The organism is Scytonema hankhaensis NUACC26 (genome assembly GCF_045865695.1).
GTDB lineage: Bacteria > Cyanobacteriota > Cyanobacteriia > Cyanobacteriales > Nostocaceae > Scytonema.
Genome location: NZ_BAACAP010000175.1, coordinates 22,223 through 43,450, shown reverse-complemented (window position 1 = coordinate 43,450; position 21,228 = coordinate 22,223). Strand labels below are relative to the sequence as shown.

Sequence of the window (21,228 nt, the reverse complement as noted above, 5' to 3'; positions counted from 1 at the left end):
GGCAATGCCTACCAATAAACAATGATGGTGGGCATTGCCCACCCTACAAAAATAAGGAAAACAAAATGTGTTTGGGAATCCCCGGTCAAATTATAGAAATCACAGATATTGAGAAAAAATTAGCTGTTGTTGATGTTGGTGGTGTCAAGCGCCAAGTCAATATTGCTTGTATTATTGACGCACAGCATCCAGTTGAATCTTGCGTTGGAGATTGGGTACTCGTTCACGTTGGCTTCGCCATGAGTAGAATTAACGAACAAGAAGCAGCCCAAACCATCCAACTCTTAGAAGAACTGGCAAATTTAACAACTAACAACCAACTACTAACAACTAACCCTTATGAAATACGTTGATGAATTTAGAGAACCTAAAAAAGCTTTATCTCTACTCAAACAAATAGAAAAATTATCACAACAGCTAAAAAAGCCTATCAAGATTATGGAAATCTGTGGTGGGCATACTCATTCTATTTTTAAATATGGTATTGAGGACATCTTACCTAAGAATATTGAATTAATTCACGGTCCTGGTTGTCCTGTTTGTGTCATGCCAAAGGGAAGGCTAGATGATGCCATTGCGATCGCTCAAAATCCTAATGTTATTTTAACAACCTTTGGCGATACAATGCGAGTTCCTGGTTCAAAAGCAAGTTTGTTGCAAGCTAAAGCACAAGGTGCGGATATCCGTATGGTTTATTCGCCACTAGATAGTTTGGTAATTGCACGGGAAAACCCCGATAAAGAAATTGTTTTCTTTGCTTTAGGCTTTGAAACAACTGCCCCTAGTACAGCTTTGACTCTGTTGCAAGCAGCATCTGAAGAGATTCATAACTTTAGTATGTTTTGCAATCACGTTCTTGTGATTCCTGCTCTGAAAGCATTATTAAATAATCCAGATTTACAACTTGATGGTTTTATCGGTCCGGGTCATGTCAGTATGGTTATAGGGACTGACCCTTATCAGTTTATTTGTCAAAAGTATTATAAACCGATTGTTATTTCTGGATTTGAACCTATAGATATTTTTCAATCCGTTTGGATGCTGTTACAGCAAATAGTAGAAAATCGTTGTGAAGTCGAAAATCAATATAATCGATTAGTAGAAAAAACTGGGAATGATGTTGCGATCGCAGCCATAAACAAAGTTTTTGAAGTGCGAGAAAATTTTGAGTGGCGTGGGTTAGGAGATCTTCCTTATTCTGGCTTAAAAATTCGTTCTGACTACGCTCAATTTGATGCAGAAGTAAAATTTCCCATACCCAATCTTAAAGTGGCTGACCATAAGGCTTGTCAGTGTGGAGAAATTCTCAAAGGAGTTTTAAAACCTTGGCAATGTAAAGTCTTTGGTACGGCTTGTACTCCAGAAACACCCATTGGAACTTGCATGGTATCTTCAGAAGGTGCTTGTGCGGCATATTACAAGTACGGTCGCTTTTCAAAAATGTTCGGGAAACTATGAAGTATAAAAGATAAATGTTTTTATCTTTTATATAAACCAAAATTTATCTTCCCAATGTTTTGTGTCTGTATGATACCTTTGTAAATGACCTACATTAGTAGTTGCAATTATTACTGTTTTTCCTTCGTTCTGAGACATAATTATTGCTGTTGCACTTAGAATCACATCTCCATCAAGTGCTTCTTCTCCTGCAGTTTGCTGACCTGTACTGCGTGCCCATCCCCATAATCCTGCGGCTTTGAGCATTATTTCTGTTGTTATGGGTGCATATCTTATATTTTCAAAACTTTTAAGTTTGTCTAATCTTTCTATGCTTTTTTCTAACTTATTATGAATTAATTCTCTACGAACTTCATAATTTGTTATCTCAGGCAAATAAACTATAGAAGTAGTTAATATTTTTCTAAACCACTGTTGACATCTAATCACTGTTTCTTTCTTACTAGTTCCATGTATTATCCAATCAAGTGGTCCAGAATCTAAAAGAATAAGGTTTGTTTTCATGAGAAAATAGTTCGCCCACCTCGTTTTCTTCTTTCTTCGTTAATTCCTTTTTCAAAGATTTCTAGCGATTTTGTCACTTCATCTTCACTATAGGTTTTCTCCCAATCTTCAAAAAGCTCATCAACTGTTTTAAATTTAATACTATTAAATTTTCTATTATTATTAATTTCCCATAAAATAGCTCTTGCCACAATTCTAATTTGAGAAGCATAATCATGTACTATTGTTTTTTGAAATTCGTGGTTAGGCTTCCAATTATTTACTGTTTCTGAAGCTAAATTTTCTAAAATTTCTTTAACAATCTTAAATAAACTAAGTGATTCTACTGGAAATCTAGATTCTACCAAATGAAGTAACTCTAGTAAAGCTGTATTTAAATTTTCTAGCCATCTACTTTCATCTTGAACTTCAGCTTGAATCGTAAGTAAAGGTAAAAACAAAATAAATTCAAATTTGATTTTTTTGAGGCTTGTTTCTACCTGTTCAAGAGTCTGGCTAACTTCATTAGATGATTGGTGTTTACAGCTATTTTTAGTATCATCAATGTGATTTTGTAGAATACTTAGTAACTTTATTTTTTCTAATAAATCCTCTAACCCTTCATTTTTAAATTGAATCATTTTTGTTAAAGAATCAATCATTTCTTCTCGTGGAATATCAACACAGCAACCAGAGTGAAATATAGCCTCTAGTTCTTTGGTTACTTCTACTATTTCCTTGTGCGTATCAGAGTGACTTTTGGTGATATAATTCTTGACTTGAATAGGATCTTCTGCTAAGAGAGACATGAGTATCCTCCTATTAATGTTTTGTTAGCATTTTGAGAATTTTTCGCCGCCTCGATCCTCCAGTCTTCCCTGTGCTGGCTTCTTCAAAACCAAACCCAGAAAGCAAGCTGACCAATTCCTCCCATGTAAAATCTTTAGGACGACTGAGAAACCGCTCAATTAATTTCTCTCTACGGGTCATAGGAACTCCAGACTGCTTACTTCCATTATCTGCCAAAAAAGATTTTTTGCAACTAAAATTAGTTACACCATTGTAGTTAACCAATTACCTAATTTCGGTACAAAAGATTCCACTTTACCTCTAGTGTCAATAACGCTAACAAGTACCAACATTCGGCAGATCTTACCATCAGGTTATGACGTATACTCTATCGAAGACCTTAAATAGATAACCCCATGTCAGAGAATCAGGGCTTCGCGGATCGAAATTCTCAGCCTTTGCGCGTCATTATATCTGGTGGTTCAATAGGTGGTTTGTGTGCGGGCTTGGCACTGCGACACATTGGTTGTCATGTGAGAATTTTTGAACAATTGCCTGATGTCTTGCAAAGCTGGGATGCAGGCTCTGTTGTCCAATTAGAAATGGATCGCTTTCTCTCAGAACATGGTTTGACAACAACGGAAACAGTAAGTGTTCTGTCTAAGAAGCAACAGTTTCTATCGATTGATGGCAGCATAATTTGGGAAGAAGCAACACCACAAGTCATGATTTCCTGGGATATGCTCCATCATCAACTCAGGAAAAGTTTTCCACATGAGTTTTACCATCAAGGAAACAAAATTGTTAGTTTTGAACAGAATGATAACTGCGTAACAGTGCGTTTGGAAGATGGGCAAGAAGAGGAGTGCGATCTACTGATTGAGGCTGACACAAGTTCTATGATTCGTCAGCAACTACTACCAGACGCCGTTCCCCAATATGCAGGGTATGTTGCATGGCGAGGAATGATAAATGAAAGCATTCTTGTGCCTGAAGTTGCAGAGTTTTTGGCTCACAACTTCACATTCTATAACGGACCTAGTATGCAAGCAACTTGTTATGTAGTGCCGGGAGAGAATGGGGAACTAGAGGTCGGAAAGCGACGCTTCAACTGGCTTTGGTACTTTCATGTTCCTGTAGAAGAATTATCTGAAGTGATGGACAGCGATCGAGATACTGTACAAAAATTTTACTTGCCTCAAGCAGACGTGACAGAAAAAGTCATGCAACAGCGCCGTGTAGAAGCAAAGAAGTTTTTACCAGCCGTTTTTCAGCATTTGTTTGAACTGACAGAAAAACCATTGATTCAACCAATCTACGATTTATCAGTACCCCGTATGGCTTTCGGACGGGTGTGTTTAATCGGTGATGCAGCATTTTTAATTCGTCCTCATACAGATGCTGCTACTTCCAAAGCTGTGACAAATGCTGTTGAACTTGTACACGAGTTACAGGAAGCTCGTGGTGATGTAGTAGAAGCGCTGAAAAGTTGGCAAATAACCCAACTTGCGTTAGGGAATTACTTAAGAGTTTTGGGAGTAACTTTAAGCAACCGCCTGGGACTTTCTAACGCTTCGTCATTCGTTACCCCTAAGTAGCTTCAATAATACGATTTTAGTAGCATAGGTATTGCCCACCAACATCGAATGGCGATAATATGCTTTGTTTCTTGTGGTGCGGGCGTCCTCGCCCGCCACTCATATAGAACGGGCGAGGACGCCCGTTCCACAATTTGGGGTAATTTATTTCTTGGGACATTCCTTACTAACTTAAACATAATTTAATATGAATTTTTCCTCGGCAAATTCAGGACAGCCATCCTTCACGCCAAAAGTCCAATCGTCTCGCCGTAAAGTAACAGATACTCACATTACCCTCGCACATGGTAGTGGCGGTACAGCTATGCGCGATTTAATTAACGATATTTTTGTGAAAAATTTTGACAATCCTATTCTTTCTCAATTAGAAGATCAAGCAAGTTTCAATTTAGCCAATCTACTACAATATGGAGATAGACTGGCTTTTACGACGGATTCTTATGTTGTAGATCCTTTATTTTTTCCTGGTGGCGACATTGGCAAATTGGCTGTCAATGGAACAGTCAACGATTTAGCCATGAGTGGTGCTAAACCCTTGTACCTCAGTTGCAGCGTAATTTTAGAAGAAGGACTAGCTGTAGAAACTTTACGGCGTGTTGCAGAAAGTATGCAAGTTGCTGCTAAAGAAGCTGGTGTAAAAGTTGTAACAGGCGATACAAAAGTTGTACATCGTGGTGCTGTAGATAAATTGTTTATTAATACTGCTGGTATTGGTGCGATCGCCGCAGGAGTCACCATCTCAGCCCGCAATCTTCAACCAGGAGATGTAATCATTGTAAATGGTGAATTGGGCAATCATGGCACAGCAATTTTAATTGCTCGCGGAGAATTAGCGTTAGATACTCAGATTGAAAGTGATTGTCAGCCCTTGAATGGTTTAGTCGATGCTATCTTAAGTGTCTGTCCTGATGTTCATGCCATGCGAGATGTAACGCGAGGTGGCTTAGCCACAGTATTAAATGAATTTGCTGTCAGTTCGCAAGTGGGAATCCGTCTTGATGAGCAAGCTTTACCAGTTCGAGAAGAAGTCAAGGGTGTTTGTGAAATTTTGGGTTTAGACCCCTTGTATCTAGCAAATGAAGGTAAATTAGTGGTAGTTGTCAGACGCGAGCATGCGGATATAGTGTTATCTGCTATGCAGACTCACCCAGCAGGTAAAAATGCTTGTATCATTGGCGAAGTAATTTCTTCACCTTCAGGTATTGTCTTGTTAAAAACTGTCTTTGGTGCTGAACGCATTGTTGATATGCTTGTTGGCGAGCAGTTACCAAGGATTTGTTGACTTAGTTATAGATATAACTTCAAATAGTAATGGCAGAATTGCGAAGCTTCAAATTACTTACCTAATAAGATTTTTAAATAGTTTGTTATTCAACCAAATGACATTGAACTTAAATTTTATATGTACGTAAATTTTTACATATGTACCACTAATTATTAAAACAGATACTAGCGATACTATTGGCATCCACACTCCTAGTTGGAAAAGACCGAAACCTATTCCTACTACACTAAACACAGCAATACCTTGTAGCAGCTTGAGTCTCAATGGATCTTGCACTTGGGATGCAAGAACACTTCCCATCAGCGCTACAGTATATATCCATATAATTTCAATCGTCTCGGAAAGGTATTGAATCTGAAGTCGCCCATCCAGAACTACACTGATGATATGACTTGCTACCTGTGCGTGAATCAAAGCTGGCGACGTTCTTGCTGGTTGGTCTGGTAATGCAGTGTAGGGGGTGTAAAAACCAGGATGAAGGCTGGGGGTTTTAGTACCGACAATTACCAGACGGTCTTTGACTAACTTGGGGTCTACAGATCCGGTTAACATTTGTGTGAGCGTGACTTCTGGCGCAAGGCGATCGGGATGGCGATAATTTCCCCCTTGGATTTGTGCCAACTCGTATGCTTTGCGGATTTCCCACTCTACGATCTCGCTATGGACTGACCAAGCTGAAAAAAAGACAATGAAAAAATCAGCTTGACAAATTTTTGTTTCTATGTAGTCAATCCAATGCGTACCTACCAACATTTTTTGGTCAATAAAAACATCGTGATGCTGGGATAGTTCTTTATAGACTTGCAAAGCCACAGGTTCATCCGGTTCCACATTCCGCTTATAGCTAATGAAAATGCGCTTGCGGGTTTTCTTTGGTATTGGAGCAATGGATTGGTTTATAAGAAGTATGGGAGTTTGGTGTTCTTTTAGCCCAACTAAGCGAGAACAACCCAATTCAAAAGCGAACGGAATATTTTTCCCTGCGGCTAAAGCGTCATAAAATGCGGTCGCCAAAGTAACAGCACAGCGATCGCCAATTATCCGATTTGTCCCAATGACGTAGTTGACAGATCGGCTAATTTCTTCAGCTTGCGTTTTTGAATAACAAGCATTCAGGACAACACATTCAACACTCTCTAGAGCAAACAGCTTAAACATACTTCCTAGCTCTGCAGCTGACAACAACTCTACCTGTCCTATGTCATTTTCTAAAACAATTCCATCTTCCCCTGTGCCATGTCCGCTAAAATGAACTATTTGAGGTTGATAATCGAGTATTGCCCTATAAAAGTCTCGCTGGCGCACTGCCCATTTCTGTTCTAGCTTAAACTGTTCTCGTTTGTTAGCTCGCCGTAATCCTTCCTCAATTTCCCGTACTTCTTCATCAAGCCGCAAACGAGAAGTGCTTGCAGGGTTTGCTGCCAGAATTAGAATAGTTTTTACACGGGTATCATTGTTCATGAAAAAGTAATGCTAACGCGAACAGAGCAAGTGGAAAGTGCTGTTACTTCATCAATATAGTGAAACTTAATTTGATTTGAGTAAGCACAAATACGTAATTAAGTAGTATTTTAATAATCTTTCTTTATTTATAGAGTTTAATCCGGATTTCTATTTAGGAAATAAAAAAAGAGTCAAAAACTATAACCATTCCATAACTACATATACTAATCTTAATTAATACATATTTATACGTAGATATTGTTATCTGCTATGCAGTCTCGCCCAGCAGGTAAAGATGCTTGTATAATTGGCGAAGTAATTTCTTTCACCTCCAGGTATTGTCTTGTTAAAAACAGTCTTTGGTGCTGAACGCATTATTGATATGCTCGTTGGCGAGCAGTTACCAAGGATTTGTTGACTATTAGAACAGTTTTTACTGCATCATCAACAGTGTTTTGCAGAAGAGACTCAGAGTTGAAAGCGAAAATGTTGGAGCGCTCGCACTTGGGCAATGATTTCAAAGTCACGATCGTTGTGAATCAAGAGGAAATTATTCTCTAGAGCAGCTTGAGCAATACAGCAATCAATCGGGCTACGAACGGTCAGTCCTTGGCGGCGCAGGTCATAGTAAATGCGAGCAGCCGATTGCCAGGAATGAGGTGTAAGTTCAATGTAATCTTGTGTTGCAAGGTACGTAGATAGGATAGTCCACTCTTGCTCGTTCAGGCTACCTTGAAGAAGTTCAAGCTGAGTAAATCGAGTGAGGAAAACTTGACGATCGGCAATTAGGGTTTCAAGTTGCTAGCGTACTTGACCTGTGCGATTGCGAAAGACGGCAATCCAAACAGATGTATCAATCAGCAACATGACGAGTTTCACGCAGAGCTTTGTGGTCGAAATCCGGGGTAAATTGTATTTGTCCGGCGAGGTCGAGAAGGTTCCTCTTGCTACACGATCCTCCAGAAGAGCCACTTCGCGAGCGCACAAGTTCTTGTAGAGCAAGATTAAGCAGTTCTTCTTGAGTAGTAAGGTTGGTAAGTTTGAAGGCTTCGTTAAGAAGGGCTTCGTCGAGGTTGAGAGTGATTTGCATAAGCTGACAATGGGAGAACTGATTTTAGGGACAATGTCGTCTTATGTCTATTCTATTTGAGGGATTCAAGTTGTTCCTCAAAATTCTTAAAGTAGCTTGGCAAGCACTACAGGAATTAGAAATAGAAGGTAAAATCAGAATATATACTCCAGAACAAGTAGCAGAAATCATTAGACAAAATCCAAAGAAAAAAATTAATAAACAAGCAAACAATCTCAAAGCCGCAATGGATAAAAATGGAGAAATTCTTATAGAGGGACAAGCGCTTTGTTTGGCATCTGCCAAAAAGGCATCTTGTACAGTACTCAATCGCTATGACTCCCCAAAGTTATCATTACTCTGCCGTTGAGAAATATCTGCTAAGATTTCATCCAACGTCAGGGAGTCAAGCCATTGATGACGCTCAGCAGTATAATCTCCACTGCCTGAGTCAAATTGACGAATAAACCGGATAGCATCGGCATATCCCAAAGCATCTACCAATGCCTTAAATCCTTTTCTGTATAATTCAATTGGAGTCATTTTCTTCTCCTTCTAAAAGATTAGTAGTAACTTCTACCCACCAAACCATTGGGTTAGCAACAACAATGTTTAAGTTATTTCTATAGCTTAATGCTTTAGATAATAAACGGTTATCGGTTGTCAGGAAAATATCAGCATTACCTTCTGCACAAGCAATGTGAAGTGCATCAAAATTTTTAATATTATAATTTGTTAAATCTATGACTCGCTTATAAATTTTAGAATTTACTAAAATTTTCTGTTGAGCAATAGCTAACGCTTCTTGTACCTGCTCTCTCCTACTTAAATCTGGGGTTCTAGCAATCTCTGATTCTAAGGCTGTGCTACTCAATAATTCCCATTCTCCCGTTGGACAACGGCTAAGAATTTCTAAAACTGCTTCGGCTTCTAAGCGAATCCGCGACTGTGCTTGGTCGTCAAATGGACGATTTAAACAACACACATCGAGATATATTTTATACTTTTTAGCCATTGTATCAACATCTTCGAGGTTATCCTAATTTTTCCATACCTTGGGCAATTTGCTTCAACACAGTCAGTAAGGATGTTTTGCCGAGTAACGCGAGTGGTTGACGATTCATCGCCACATCAACATAAGAAGTAGCGCGTGTTCAAGAGCTTCTAATATAACACTAGGTTGTTGCGGGTAAGTTGTATAATTTCATCATTAAAATTCCGATGCACGAAGCCCCGTTACTTTAGTACGGGGTACTGACTTCTAGTGATATGACTAAGAACCGAAGTTTCTTTTGTTCAGTATAGCTTCTCTTTCATCATAGTGTGGAAATCTCAACGTAAAAGTTGTTTGATGTGATGTGCTCTCTACATCAATAAATGCTCCCATATGCTTGGTTAGTTTCTGCACTAAAGCCAGTCCCAATCCCGTTCCACTATATTTCCAAGGATCGTCATTGGGAATCCGATAGAAGGGAGCGAAAATTCGCTGCTGCTCGATCGCTGTAATTTCTATTCCAGAATTACTCACGCTGAGCACCACTGCATCTACTATCTTGAGAGCCGAAACTATAATTTTTCCGCCTCTAGGCGTAAATTTACAAGCATTATTTAAGAGTTCTGTAAGAATACGTTCTAAGTCTGCTAGCTCTGTTTCCAATAAAGGAATATCGTCAGCTATATTTAGCTCCAACTGCTGTTGGTAACAGCTTGTAAGTTCTCGGAATGGCTCAACAATTGTAGGAAGCCAGCTTTGTAGCTCAATAGGAATTAAAGTCAAAGGTTCGATTTCTGCTTCTAAATATGTTAGCGATAACAAATCATTAATTAACTTACTTTCGCGCCGACACTCTTTTTGAAGGATATGTAATAGTTGGGGAACCATTTCTACCTCAAGCAAACCTTCTTGCTTGAGAACATTTTCCATCGTTTGTACTGCAAGATGAAGACTGGCGATCGGCGTTTTTAGTTCGTGAGAAAGTGTTCTGAGAAATTCTTGTTTTAAACGTTCTAGTTTTTCTGACTCTTTTTTTTGCTCTTCAAGCTGAACTTGTAATTTCTCTACTTGCTGTTGCAATTCAGCCTGTTGAACAGCTATTTCTAAGTGCGTTGCAACTTGTTTGAGTAAGTCTATATCTGTTTGTTGCCATTGACGCGGTTGATTGCTTTGTTGAGCCGTTAGCAGTCCCCATAATTCTTGCTTAAATAGAATTGGAACAACTATATTGGCTCTGACTTCCATGGAAGCTAATAGCTTGATGTAGCACGGTGCTAACCCGGCTGCATATATGTCTTCTATGACTTGAATGCAGCGTCTGTTGTATCGTTCTGAATATTTTTTGGCAAAGCAAGGATCTGCGATCGCTCTCCCTAGCAGCGAACTAGGGGTAACGCTTGCTTCTACGGCTATAACACCAGTCATATTTGATTCTAATCGATAAACGAGTACGCGATCGCATCCTAAAAACCTTCTCAAGTCTCTCACTGTTTCATCGAGAGTAGTCTTCAAATCCTCACGTTGACCAATCCGTTGTGCGATCGCTTCTAGCACGGACTCCCTCTCAGTTTGATATTGCACAATCGAATCCTGAAATCTATGTGTAAACTGCTTGTTGGTGTTTTTTTTGTCTAGCTTTGGGACTCGTTGACGAACTGCTGATGGCAGTTGTGTTAACTCTACAGTTGATTCCGATGAATTGATACTCATGCGAGAGACCTTATCTGGTGTTGCTGACAATACATTAAGCGCTCTCTATCGTAGATATTCTAGTAGAAAACGCATTTTTGCACCAAAATCACTGCAAAGACTTTTCAGCCTCTGCTTATTGATACTTCTATCTGTCGCTACTTTGTATGAAAAACATAACCAAGCTAGTGCTGAGACGAAAAAATATCCCCTGAGTAGAGAAAAAACGTGCTTGCAAGTTTACATTAATTTACTAAAATTTATTTTTTAAAATTTTGTAGTACTTAATTCTTGCACATAGTGTCGGTACGGAGATAATAAATTGCTCAGAAAATTTACAATCTGTAATAATAGGGACTAGGGACTGGGGATAAGGGATTGGGGATTAGGGAATAGAGAATAGGAATTAAATAACTTTAACGATATCCAATAGACATCTCTGGCAAAAGATGTAAGGAAGATGTAAGGGCGCAATGCCTTGCGCCCCTACCAAGGCTTTCGGATAATGCATAATTAATTCCTGGAGATGCCCAATCGCCAATCGCCACTCCCGTCACCTGAAAATTTTCCCGCCATAAACTCCTGTGAAGACAGCTACCACAAACCACGTCACAGCCAAACCAACCACTTCGCCTAAAAACAACTGCGTCAAGTGATAGAGTAAACAGCCCACAGTCGAACCAATCCCTACTCCTAGCGCCCAACTGACTGCACTAATCGACACCCATTGCAATGCAAGAGGGTTATGCTGTTGGATGGCAAACCAATGAGCTAAACCCATACTCAATCCTGCTAATGTTCCTAAAATGACACCATAGACAACTCTCAGGATAAGAACTTGGGTTGACAATACCATCCAACCAACCGCACCAATCCCTGCAGTCGTCAGAAAAATCCAACCAGCCAGACTTGTCCATACCCATAACCAAGGGTTTTTCAAGCGTCCTCTCAGAACGAAAGCTTGAGGTAATGCGATGCTAAGTCCACCTACAGCTCCTTGAAAGACATTAAGATCTGATTTTTCACCAATTTCAATCAACAACAAACTTATCAGGAAACCGCCAAAAGTTGCGATCGCCCATTGTAATGTAAATTTCTCTGAATGCATCAAACTATTATCTAATCTTCTTGAATTTTCTTTTCTGCTACAGGAAACAATTCCAAAAAAGCTTTGCGGCGCTGTTTTGGAGAGTCAGGAGTCATATAACTCCACAAACTTTCCCAGTAAAAAAAGGAAACACCATTAAAGTTTTGCTCTCGCACAACCTTAACCTGTTCTGTAATTTGCTGGATATTAACTGGATTCGTCCAAATTCCGGTTAATATCCCTACACTCACTGGAATTGTTTGGCGTGCATTTTGTACTTCTGGTTGTGAGAGTTCAGCCAAGAAGCTGTTTTTGTCACTGCGGTACACTTGTAAAACCAACTCATCTACCAAACCAGTTTTTACCCAAGTATCCCAGTCTTGTAAATAGTGTTTATACGAAAATCTGTGTGAATTAGGAGACAATGATATTTTTATGTTAGGTTTCACATTTCTGACAGCACGAACAATTTCTTGCATAAGAATGGTTATTTGATCGGCACGCCAGCGCATCCACTCTGGATCGAAAGGATCGGATGGTGGATTTTTACCTTGATGTTCTTGCTGATAAAGACCGCTCGTGAAGGAATCGTAACCTAACTTAACTGGCATGCCAAAATGGTCATCCAGTTGAATTCCATCAATATCATAATTTGTAACAACTTCTAAAATTAAGCCTTTAATAAAGTCTTTAACTTCTGGATGAAGGGGATTTAACCAAACTTGCTTTTTAGGCGTAGTTATACTAATTAACTGTTGCCAAAAAGATGGTTTTGGTGTGTTCGTTTGTACATTGTGAAGAGTATCATCTACCAATTCATCTCCAGAAAGTTGTGTTGTTAACCAATCAGGATGATGTATTGCTAATTCTGATTGAGCAGGTAACATCAATCCATACTCAAACCAGGGAATAACACGTAATTTTTTTTGAGAGGCAAGTTTTGCGATCGTTGCTAAAATATCTTTACCACCGTGCATTATCCCTATTAAAGGTTGTGTTTCTATCCCTATCTCTTGTTTAAGAAGGTGACTTTTATAAAAAGTATGTCCTCTATTCCAAACTACAGGATAAACCGTATTAAACTTAAATGCAGAAAGTTGGTTTAAAGCACGGTTAATACCCCAAGGCATAAATAAGACACCGCTACTGACATTAGTTAACCAAACACCTCGGATTTCTGCTGTTTGAGGTGAATAGTATTGACTTTGAAAAGAAATTGAGGTAGAAGGTGAAGAAAATATGAATAGACTTAGGATTAACCCTAAAAGAATAAAATAATTGAACTTGTGGTGAATAAAACGATACATCTGAATTATAGTGCGATCGCGATCGGCGGAAGTTGTCCTCCTACTGCTTACTTCTATGGTTTTATCTGAAGAAATGATTTTTGCAATAGGTTGAATAAAATATTTACAAATCTTTTATAAAATACCACGAAGATAGAAAAAAATTTTGTAACGTTAATAACTGATGAGAAAGTGACATCATATAGCGCTTTAATCGTAACCGGGCATTTCGGGTATTTGTCCTCCCAAATCCACAATTGAACCGTCAGGAGTGACAACTTTTAACCCTAAAACGTGGTTGGTGGTGACGCCGTACTTCAGACAATGCACTCCACCTGAATTTTCTGCAACGTTCCCACCTATGGAAGAAATAATTTGACTTGAGGGGTCGGGAGCGTAGTAAAAACCAGCACCACTGACTGCTTGTGTCACCCAATTGTTAATTACCCCTGGTTGTACGACAACACGTTGATTCTGTAGATCTATATTGAGAATTTGACGCATTAAGGCAGTCACAATTAAAACGCAATCTTCAACAGGTAACGCGCCACCAGATAAGCCAGTACCAGAACCTCTAGCGATGAAGGGGATGGAATTGCGATCGCATATCTTCACAATTTCTGCCACTTGTTCTGTAGTTCTGGGCAGTACTACAATAGCTGGACGTTGGCGATAGCTAGTGAGTCCATCACATTCATAAGTAATCAATTCTTCACGACGTTGCACCACGCCATTTTTGCCAAGTACTGCTTCAAACTGCTTGATGATAGGTTTCCAGTTGCGTTGTTGTTTGTTTTGGGTGAGCATAGGGGTTTTAAAGTTTTTATATTATGAATTACAGCAGTTTTCGCTGATAAGGAGCCACACTATTTGCAAGGGCGCAATACCTTACGCCCCTGCGACTGTGGTCTATTTACCCGATGAGGTATAACTTATAGTTTAACAAGACTGGGATTTCAATCTTGCGACTTTAATCAGATCGGCTGCTTTTTCGCCAATCATAATGGTGGGCGCATTGGTATGTCCCGTGTTTAACGTTGGCATGATTGATGCATCGACGACACGCAAGCCCTCGACCCCACGTACCCGAAGTTGAGAATCGACAACTGCCATTGGGTCGGTACCCATTTTGCAAGTGCCGATTGGATGAAAGACTGTCCCGCAGTTCTCTCGGACATAAGCAGCGAGGGTATCATCGCTTTGAACGTCCGCACCAGGAGAGACTTCCCGACCGCGAAACTCATCAAATGCACTGGTCTGAAACAAGTGACGCATCAACTTAACCCCAGCAACGAACTTTTGCAAATCGGATTGACTTTGCAGATAGTTCAGTCGAATTACGGGGGCGTCTTTCGGGTCACGCGATCGCAAACTGACACTGCCAACGTTTTCAGGATGAACCAAAGCAACTATACCCGTGAAGCCTATACCAGAATTGGGATAGCCAGGAGGAGCAAACAAAATCGGACCGAAAATTAGTTCTAAATCTGGTGCTATTCCCTGATTAATCTTGCTATGCACAAACAATCCAGCTTCAGCAATTCCATTACTGGTCGCTGCCGTTTGTAAATCCTGAGTTGCCTCGTAGGACACCGGAATGAGAATGTGGTCTTGCAGATTTTGACCCACACCAGGCAAATCAACGACAACCGGAATTTCCATTGCTTGTAATTGTGCTGCATCTCCAATACCAGAAAGCATCAGCAGCTTGGGTGAGTCGAACGAACCAGCACTTAAAATCACTTCCTGATTCACCCTAACCTGATGCAGTGTTCCTTCATACAAATATTCCACCCCAACGGTATGGTTCCCCTCAAACAACAGCCGTGTTACTAACGCACCCGTTTGCACCGTTAGGTTCGGACGGTCGAGAATCGGTACTAAGAATGCAACTGCCGCACTGTGTCGTTTGCCATCTTTGACGGTCAATTGAATTGGTCCCACCCCTTCTTGCTGCTTCCCGTTGAAATCAGGATTATAGTCATATCCCAGTGTTATGGCTGTGTCTATAAAGTGTTGAGAGATTGGAGCAGGAGAAGCGACATCAGTGACGCTCAACTCTCCATCCACTCCGTGATATGGGTCAGAACCGCGTTGCTGGTGTTCGGATTTCTTGAAATAAGGCAAGACATCCTGATAGCTCCAACCTGGATTTCCGAGTTCCTGCCAGTGGTCATAATCGTGAGGATTACCCCGGATATACACCAGGAAATTAATCGAACTGCTGCCACCCAGGACTTTACCACGCGGGCAAAAGATTCTGCGCTCGTTGAGATACGGTTCTGGTTCAGAGAAGTAGCCCCAGTCCACTTCAGTGCCTGGTAAATGGGTGCATTCCAATGGGATGTGAATCTCTGGTTTCGTATCGGGATTTCCCGCTTCGAGCAATAATACGGTTGTTTCACAGTCTTCTGTCAGGCGGTTAGCAACCACACAGCCAGCTGAACCAGCACCAATCACAATATAATCATAGTGAATCATGATACCCTCGCTTGTAAATTTAACTACTTTAAGAACTGCAACTGAGACTTTTGTTCACAGTAATGAGAAATTGTTCTGTTCATCTTTTGCTAATGCTTTGCGAGTAACTCTAGGTTTTGTGTAATCCGCCAATTCCTGTAGGTTAACGGTTACTCCAGCGTCATAGCTTGAGGGGGATAGCATAGTCGATCTCCTATCATTTCAAGGTTAATTAGAATTCTTGAACTGCATATAAGATTGCTGGGTCAATACTTCAGAGAGGACAGGCACCTTTGTCCAACAGTGAGAACAGAACCAGCAAATTTCGTGGTGCTGAATGTGCCGTAGTAGTGGATAAGAACAGTAAGGACAGTTGTGCATAATACTTACCTCTGTGAGCTCCTATGGAAAGACGATTTTAGGAGCCGCTGCATATTTTAGATAGAGATAGGCTGTGAGTGTCATATCACTAACCCTCCCTTGAACTACCTTTAGTCTGACAGTTACGAGCGACAATTTCTTCGATCTAGCTCATAGTTGGCACTAAAACCGATAAATTAGAGAAGAAATCAAGATTGAGAGTTTAGCGATGCATGCCACGGTTGAACAACTCCAGCAAATTCTACTCTTTTCTGGACTCGATCGCGATCGGCTAGTCCAGTTGCAGGCTCGGGCTGTGGTTAAGCAATATTTGCGTGGAGAAATAATTCTGCATGAGGGCGATCTCCTCCCGGCTCGACTCTTTGCTGTCTTCAGTGGCAGAATTGAAGTCAAGAAAACTGGGTCTACGGGTAAAGAAACAATTTTGCGGACGTTACCAGCCGGAGAACTATTTGCCGCACCTGCCCTCTTTGGCAATCACCTTGCCCCTGCAACCGTAGTGGCACAGCAGGACTGCCAGATTCTCACAATTGAACGCGCTGCTTTGCTAGAAACGATCCAAAACACACCAGAGGTAGCATTGCAAATCATTGCTGTCCTTACCGAACGTCTCCAACAACTCCATCAAGTCGTACATGGGTTAGCTTCAGAACGAGCGATCGTGCGGTTAGCCCAGTTCATTCAAAATGCCGCAATGACTGAGGGAACAGACGAGACCGCAGAGGGATTACAGGTGCGCTCGCGCCTACCCTACTATCAAATTGCTCGCAGCATAGGTATTACCTATGAAGAATGTGTCCGACTGTTTAAGCAAATGGAGGCGATCGTCACCTATTATCGGGGTGGCAAGATTTTGGTATTAGACCGAGCGAAGTTAGAGGCGATTGCTCGAGGTGAATTCGATGTCTAAGCAACGCTTGTTCAATCGGTTTTATCTGCTATCAGTTCGAGCACCGTATGAGGACTCTTAAAGGTTTGCCGCGCTTCTGGTAGCTGGAGTGCTTCCATGGTTCTCACATGTTCGTATTCATCATCGCGGATGTTGACGAATACATCGTAGAGATTGTCTATTTTAGGACGACGAAATCGATGATTGGATGTAAACTGAGTCTCTTCAAACATGTAGAGATCCCCATCACGGTAGTAGTTGATGGCAACCTGAGGAGCGCTTTGAGTTTTTAGCTCCGCTTCATGCATTTTCAAGTGTTCGTCGTAGGTGTGGTAGGCGTGATTTTCAATCAGTTCCATCAAGTAGTAAGCGTATCTGGGAGACAGCATATAGATCGGCACAACTACCCAGTAATAAATCACTCCGATCGAGTGAGCGATCGCGCGATCGCTCCAGTGACGGTTACCGCCTAGAGATTCCATTATTAACAGATGATGCAGTTCGTTCCAAGTTTCAGCAAAGTGAACTTTCAACAAATCTGCTTTGCGCCAAAGTCCCAACGTTTCGTACAGATGCAGCACTGAGAGATAGGAAAAGTAAGGCACACGGGCGATGGTTTCCAAGACATAGAACCGAGCATAGGAACGATTACCATACACAATATCCACGATGAATACGAAGAAACTGACAATCAGTCGAATCAAAAATTTCATACTGTATTCCTCCAAAATCAGAGTATATGACCATTTTTGAATTGGAGCAAAGTGAGTGACTTGTACCCTACTTACGCCAGTAGTTATTAGCAGCAGCAATCGTGGCAAACTCCGTCGCCACGGTCTGTCCAACGGCAATCAGCATCATAGCATCGTTGCCATAAACCTCTCGTAACTGTTTGCGCTTTTCGTCATCTGGCTGAGTCAGTTTGATAATTAGCCGTGCCATGATGACTGCGAGTTGCCGTCCTTCTTCAGGTGTGTCAGTCAGTAGTGAATTATTTGGGATCAATGTAACTTCGGGTGGTGTTACAGTAGATACATGATTTGGAGCAGTTACGTTATCCATGTCAAAATCTCCTCAGTTAGTGTTGTTTTGAATTATTGATAGACAAAAAAGTTATGGAACCGCAGCCTGTAGCAGCCCGTAGCAGATAAATTTTTACTTCATTTGTCTTTGCTCACGGAAATACAATCTTAGGAGCAGCTGCATATCCCAGATACAGGTAAGCAGCCGATCGCAGCACAATTTCGGAGTAGAGAATTTTTTGAATTTCCAGACTGGGAACCCGTTTTGCGGTGAAGTTGTAAGCTACAATTTCTCCTTCCAGGCTGAAGTCGCTATGGGTTAAGTAGTGGTCATAATCGTGCATTCCCTGAAAAATAAACCCATAGATTGGATTGGGATACACGGCAGAATCGTAACTATCAGCAGAAACCCAGAGATGACCTTGTTCAATATCGGCGAACATCTCAAGAGCGTTGGCATAACGCATATAATCTGAAAATTGTAGATTTAAAGGCAATTGGTGGAACTCTTCTGCAAGCCAGTCACAGAGTTGGGTGATGGTTTCATCAGAAATTTCGGCTGGTTTGTTTTCCAGGTAGAGTTTAGCAAGGGTTTCTACTTGGGATGTGGTTGTCTTTGTTTTTGTGAGAATCATACGACTACCGTCATAACCATGAACTACATCTACTCTGACAATTTCTACCAACGATTTCCTTGAGCTAGCTCATGATAGCAAGGGTTGGTCGAGGGTTTTCAATGCCCGTATGCCAATCCAACAACCAAATCCATCTACGATTAGTATAAGAATGGCTGTCACTTGAAAAAGTAGACCCCAACCTTCAAAGGAAACTTGAGACACGTGGTCGGGACTAATTACAATCAAATGATTGTAGATTGCGAAAAGAAGCGATCCAGCTATTGAACAGAGCAAGAGCCAGCTACCAATACGGTATAAAGGTGTCCAAAGTAACACGGCAGCAACGATAGGAATCAGAAAAATCACAATACCCACAAACGAGATCTGAAGGAGAGAGAGGGCAACTGGGATTTCTATATGTGCTAAACCATGCAGTCCATTGACGATCGCGTGTGCGATCGCGATCGCTGTTCCATATTGAGCAATCTTCATCTTTTTCTCCTTGATATTATTAACTAGCACCAGGAACGGCAGTGTTAACCATCCATTCCAAAAGTCGAGGCTGAAAGTTGAGTTCGCGTTTTGCTTTAGCATTCGATGCACCTCGCATTTGAGTACCGTAGTAAACAGCATCTGCACCACCCATTTGTAGCGCCTGTTCCACTAATATCTGAGGTGGTGGAGGTGCATTTAACCAACGGGCAAAGGCTCTGAGCCACTCGCGCACTTCCAAGGGGTGGTCGTCAGTAATCTGATAAATACCAGGATTACCCCGCTCTACTGCCGCAACAGTTGCGAGCGCTGCATCCTCTACATGAATCCACGACCAAACACCTTCACCATTCCCAACAATTGGGAACTGTTGCTGTCGCACCTGTTGAGCAACATCGCCATCAGGGGCAAACCAGGTTCCAAGTCCGTAGAAAAAGCCATAGCGCAAGGCAATTCCTTCTAAGTTAGGTGTTTTGAGGAGACGATACTCGATCTCGTTCACTGTGCGAGCATCTGCTGCAACAGAGGGTGAAGCATCCAAGGATAGCGGTGCTTCTTCGTCTGCCAATCCGATACCAGGAACTGCCCAGAATGCGAGCGACTGTCTCAGATAACGACGCACACCAGATTCTTGGGCTGCTGCTAGCACGTTGGCACCTCCTTCTAAACGAAGACGACGGTTTAATGGTCCTGCTGCACTCATTGACTCACCAGTATAGGTTTTGGGTAGGGAGGTGAGTTGTTCGATGACTATCTCTGGCTGAGCATTCTTAATAGCGGCTTTGATGGCATCCTTATCAAATACATCTGCGAGCGCTGGTTCTATTCCTTGTTCGGCTAGAGTTCTGGCTCTGTCTGTGGAACGGGTCAACGCTACCACATCATATCCTTTGGCAAGCAGTTGCGCGATTAAAGGACGACCGATCGCACCCGTTGCACCTGCAATAAAAATCTTCATCTGCTAACCTCCTGTTAAAGCATAGAAAATATTGACTTTTTATTTAACTTATGTTAAAAGGGCTTTCATAACATCAGTGTCGATGTAAACCTCCAATCTCACAATTTTTTCCTCCTTGACTGTCCAGATGTAAGCAAAGTTACAACTAAACTTTTTTCCAGTTATCTTGGCTACGCCACTCGTTTTGCCGATTGCAACGATGCGCTCGCGCGCTTGAATGTAGTGAGATACCTCGACTTCTGAATCAATTAGCGGCAAAAACTTGGAGAAAAAAACTTTGCCTTCATCAAAGCCACGATAGTGACCGCCTCAGGGGAGTTCTTCAGTTTGGTAGAACTCAACGTTGGGAGACATTAGGGAAAAATAACGAGGAATGTCTTTCTCATGAAGGTAAATGTAAGCCTGCTTGACGATTTCTAGAGAATTCATATACAAGTGTTCCTTATTTTAAGCTGCGATTAATCGAGTCCAGCCACCGTCTACCACCAGTTCTTCACCCAGCACAAATGATGCCTCATCGCTAGCTAAAAATAACACAGCAGAAGCAATCTCTTGCGGTTTTCCAAATCGTTTCATGGGAATTGTTTGCTGAAGATTTGTAGCGACTTGCTCCAACTGTTGTTGAGAAAATCCCAATTTGTTATAAAGGGGAGTTTTAGTAGGACCTGGACTCACGGCATTGACTCGAATACCACGTTCAATCAATTCGGCTGCCAACACCCGAACAAGCGATCGCAATGCCGCTTTGGAGGCAGCATAAATACCTGAATTGGGCATACCCATCTGATTGTTGATTGAGGTATTGAAAACTATGCTGCTGTTTTCTTTCATTAAAGGAACGGCTTTCTGTACGGTAAACAGCGCTCCTTTAAAGTTGATGTCCATCGTTTCGTTAATAAACGCCTCATCTACATCAAGTAATGGACTGAATTTGGTAATTCCAGCATTGACAAACAAAATGTCGAGTCTACCCCATCGTTCTTTGATTTGGGTAAATACTGTGTCCAAATCGTCGAGCGCTCTTGTGTCTGCTCGAATCGCCAAAACCTCTGTACCAAGGGTTTTAGAAGCGCTATCCAATCGCTCTTGGTTTTGACCTGTAATAGCAACTCTAGCTCCTTCCCGCACAAAAAGTTGGGCAGTCGCTAAACCAATTCCAGATGTACCACCAGTAATTAGAGCAACTTTTCCATTCAGTCGAGGCATATTGATGCTCCTTGATAGTTGC

The 21,228-nt window shown here is 41.3% G+C and carries 24 protein-coding genes and 3 pseudogenes; 7 read left to right on the top strand and 20 right to left on the bottom strand.

Features of this window, described 5'->3' with window-relative positions:
• Positions 1–65: 65 nt before the first annotated feature.
• Positions 66–353 carry a HypC/HybG/HupF family hydrogenase formation chaperone gene (locus ACKTT2_RS15865; RefSeq protein WP_407888514.1) on the top strand — a complete coding sequence of 96 codons (288 nt, stop codon included), beginning with the start codon at positions 66–68 and terminating at the stop codon, positions 351–353.
• Entirely contained in the window at positions 340–1,458 is a 1,119-nt protein-coding gene (gene hypD / locus ACKTT2_RS15860) for a hydrogenase formation protein HypD (protein WP_407888512.1), read from the top strand. Before ACKTT2_RS15865 ends, hypD begins: the two co-directional genes overlap by 14 nt.
• Positions 1,459–1,485: 27 nt before the next feature.
• Here the strand turns inward: hypD and ACKTT2_RS15855 are convergent, their stop codons facing one another.
• Genes ACKTT2_RS15855 through ACKTT2_RS15845 form a run of 3 tightly spaced genes read right to left on the bottom strand, consistent with a single transcriptional unit; the run spans position 1,486 to position 2,931 of the window.
• Positions 1,486–1,962 (bottom strand): PIN domain-containing protein, encoded by a 477-nt coding sequence (locus tag ACKTT2_RS15855; protein ID WP_407888510.1) that lies wholly within the window; start codon positions 1,960–1,962, stop codon positions 1,486–1,488.
• A complete protein-coding gene (locus ACKTT2_RS15850; protein WP_407888508.1) occupies positions 1,959–2,750 on the bottom strand; it encodes a hypothetical protein in 792 nt (263 codons plus the stop codon). Before ACKTT2_RS15850 ends, ACKTT2_RS15855 begins: the two co-directional genes overlap by 4 nt.
• Positions 2,751–2,763: 13 nt before the next feature.
• A complete protein-coding gene (locus tag ACKTT2_RS15845; protein WP_407888506.1) occupies positions 2,764–2,931 on the bottom strand; it encodes a hypothetical protein in 168 nt (55 codons plus the stop codon).
• Between the two features lie 215 nt (positions 2,932–3,146).
• Between ACKTT2_RS15845 and ACKTT2_RS15840 the strand changes: the two genes are divergently transcribed.
• Together ACKTT2_RS15840 and hypE are read left to right on the top strand one after the other, a co-directional pair.
• Complete coding sequence (locus ACKTT2_RS15840; protein ID WP_407888504.1) at positions 3,147–4,328, top strand: FAD binding domain-containing protein; 1,182 nt, start codon at positions 3,147–3,149, stop codon at positions 4,326–4,328.
• Between the two features lie 187 nt (positions 4,329–4,515).
• The gene (hypE, locus tag ACKTT2_RS15835; RefSeq protein ID WP_407888502.1) at positions 4,516–5,610 is read left to right on the top strand and encodes a hydrogenase expression/formation protein HypE; all 1,095 of its coding nucleotides are present in this window, start codon (positions 4,516–4,518) and stop codon (positions 5,608–5,610) included.
• Positions 5,611–5,667: 57 nt separating this feature from the next.
• Here hypE and ACKTT2_RS15830 read toward each other — a convergent pair whose 3' ends face one another.
• Positions 5,668–7,074: a CHASE2 domain-containing protein gene (locus ACKTT2_RS15830; RefSeq protein WP_407888500.1), complete on the bottom strand. Its 1,407-nt coding sequence runs from the start codon at positions 7,072–7,074 to the stop codon at positions 5,668–5,670.
• A gap of 240 nt (positions 7,075–7,314) precedes the next feature.
• Here ACKTT2_RS15830 and ACKTT2_RS15825 point away from each other — a divergent pair.
• A pseudogene (locus ACKTT2_RS15825) lies at positions 7,315–7,474 on the top strand (hydrogenase expression/formation protein HypE); the annotation flags it as partial.
• 50 nt (positions 7,475–7,524) lie between these two features.
• On the opposite strand, the pseudogene vapC reads toward ACKTT2_RS15825, so the two are convergent.
• Positions 7,525–7,845 (bottom strand): annotated as a pseudogene (gene vapC, locus ACKTT2_RS15820) (type II toxin-antitoxin system VapC family toxin); the annotation flags it as partial.
• Positions 7,846–7,909: 64 nt separating this feature from the next.
• Complete coding sequence (locus ACKTT2_RS15815; protein WP_407888498.1) at positions 7,910–8,146, bottom strand: type II toxin-antitoxin system VapB family antitoxin; 237 nt, start codon at positions 8,144–8,146, stop codon at positions 7,910–7,912.
• A gap of 43 nt (positions 8,147–8,189) precedes the next feature.
• Here ACKTT2_RS15815 and ACKTT2_RS15810 point away from each other — a divergent pair, with 43 nt between their 5' ends.
• Positions 8,190–8,495: a hypothetical protein gene (locus tag ACKTT2_RS15810; protein ID WP_407888496.1), complete on the top strand. Its 306-nt coding sequence runs from the start codon at positions 8,190–8,192 to the stop codon at positions 8,493–8,495.
• Here ACKTT2_RS15810 and ACKTT2_RS15805 read toward each other — a convergent pair.
• The 8 genes and pseudogenes from ACKTT2_RS15805 to ACKTT2_RS15770 form a co-directional block, all read right to left on the bottom strand.
• Entirely contained in the window at positions 8,459–8,668 is a 210-nt protein-coding gene (locus tag ACKTT2_RS15805; RefSeq protein ID WP_407888494.1) for a hypothetical protein, read from the bottom strand. The genes ACKTT2_RS15810 and ACKTT2_RS15805 overlap by 37 nt on opposite strands.
• Positions 8,655–9,140, bottom strand: a complete 486-nt coding sequence (locus tag ACKTT2_RS15800) for a PIN domain-containing protein (RefSeq protein ID WP_407888492.1) — start codon at positions 9,138–9,140, stop codon at positions 8,655–8,657. The genes ACKTT2_RS15805 and ACKTT2_RS15800 overlap by 14 nt, the downstream gene beginning before the upstream one ends.
• A 258-nt stretch (positions 9,141–9,398) precedes the next feature.
• The gene (locus ACKTT2_RS15795; RefSeq protein WP_407888490.1) at positions 9,399–10,859 is read right to left on the bottom strand and encodes a GAF domain-containing sensor histidine kinase; all 1,461 of its coding nucleotides are present in this window, start codon (positions 10,857–10,859) and stop codon (positions 9,399–9,401) included.
• A 502-nt stretch (positions 10,860–11,361) separates the two neighbouring features.
• Positions 11,362–11,916, bottom strand: a complete 555-nt coding sequence (locus ACKTT2_RS15790) for a hypothetical protein (RefSeq protein WP_407888488.1) — start codon at positions 11,914–11,916, stop codon at positions 11,362–11,364.
• 11 nt (positions 11,917–11,927) lie between these two features.
• Positions 11,928–13,202 (bottom strand): glycoside hydrolase family 10-like protein, encoded by a 1,275-nt coding sequence (locus tag ACKTT2_RS15785; protein WP_407888486.1) that lies wholly within the window; start codon positions 13,200–13,202, stop codon positions 11,928–11,930.
• A gap of 192 nt (positions 13,203–13,394) precedes the next feature.
• Positions 13,395–13,988 (bottom strand): annotated as a pseudogene (locus tag ACKTT2_RS15780) (FAD-binding protein); the annotation flags it as partial.
• Between the two features lie 132 nt (positions 13,989–14,120).
• Complete coding sequence (locus ACKTT2_RS15775; RefSeq protein ID WP_407888484.1) at positions 14,121–15,662, bottom strand: GMC family oxidoreductase; 1,542 nt, start codon at positions 15,660–15,662, stop codon at positions 14,121–14,123.
• Positions 15,663–15,716: 54 nt separating this feature from the next.
• On the bottom strand, positions 15,717–15,845 hold the full coding sequence (locus ACKTT2_RS15770; protein WP_407888482.1) for a hypothetical protein: 129 nt from the start codon (positions 15,843–15,845) through the stop codon (positions 15,717–15,719).
• A 385-nt stretch (positions 15,846–16,230) separates the two neighbouring features.
• Between ACKTT2_RS15770 and ACKTT2_RS15765 the strand changes: the two genes are divergently transcribed.
• Positions 16,231–16,932 (top strand): Crp/Fnr family transcriptional regulator, encoded by a 702-nt coding sequence (locus ACKTT2_RS15765; RefSeq protein ID WP_407888480.1) that lies wholly within the window; start codon positions 16,231–16,233, stop codon positions 16,930–16,932.
• An 11-nt stretch (positions 16,933–16,943) separates the two neighbouring features.
• Here ACKTT2_RS15765 and ACKTT2_RS15760 read toward each other — a convergent pair whose 3' ends face one another.
• The 6 genes from ACKTT2_RS15760 to ACKTT2_RS15735 all read right to left on the bottom strand — a co-directional run bounded on the left by ACKTT2_RS15760 (position 16,944) and on the right by ACKTT2_RS15735 (position 21,206).
• Positions 16,944–17,624 (bottom strand): alternative oxidase, encoded by a 681-nt coding sequence (locus tag ACKTT2_RS15760; RefSeq protein WP_407888477.1) that lies wholly within the window; start codon positions 17,622–17,624, stop codon positions 16,944–16,946.
• A 67-nt stretch (positions 17,625–17,691) separates the two neighbouring features.
• Complete coding sequence (locus ACKTT2_RS15755; RefSeq protein WP_407888475.1) at positions 17,692–17,973, bottom strand: hexameric tyrosine-coordinated heme protein; 282 nt, start codon at positions 17,971–17,973, stop codon at positions 17,692–17,694.
• A gap of 112 nt (positions 17,974–18,085) precedes the next feature.
• Positions 18,086–18,619, bottom strand: coding sequence for a hypothetical protein (locus ACKTT2_RS15750; protein WP_407888473.1), 534 nt, complete (start codon positions 18,617–18,619; stop codon positions 18,086–18,088).
• Positions 18,620–18,637: 18 nt separating this feature from the next.
• Positions 18,638–19,042 (bottom strand): hypothetical protein, encoded by a 405-nt coding sequence (locus ACKTT2_RS15745; RefSeq protein WP_407888471.1) that lies wholly within the window; start codon positions 19,040–19,042, stop codon positions 18,638–18,640.
• Between the two features lie 19 nt (positions 19,043–19,061).
• On the bottom strand, positions 19,062–20,000 hold the full coding sequence (locus ACKTT2_RS15740) for an NAD-dependent epimerase/dehydratase family protein (protein ID WP_407888469.1): 939 nt from the start codon (positions 19,998–20,000) through the stop codon (positions 19,062–19,064).
• 447 nt (positions 20,001–20,447) lie between these two features.
• The gene (locus tag ACKTT2_RS15735) at positions 20,448–21,206 is read right to left on the bottom strand and encodes an SDR family oxidoreductase (RefSeq protein WP_407888467.1); all 759 of its coding nucleotides are present in this window, start codon (positions 21,204–21,206) and stop codon (positions 20,448–20,450) included.
• Between the last annotated feature and the right edge of the window lie 22 nt (positions 21,207–21,228).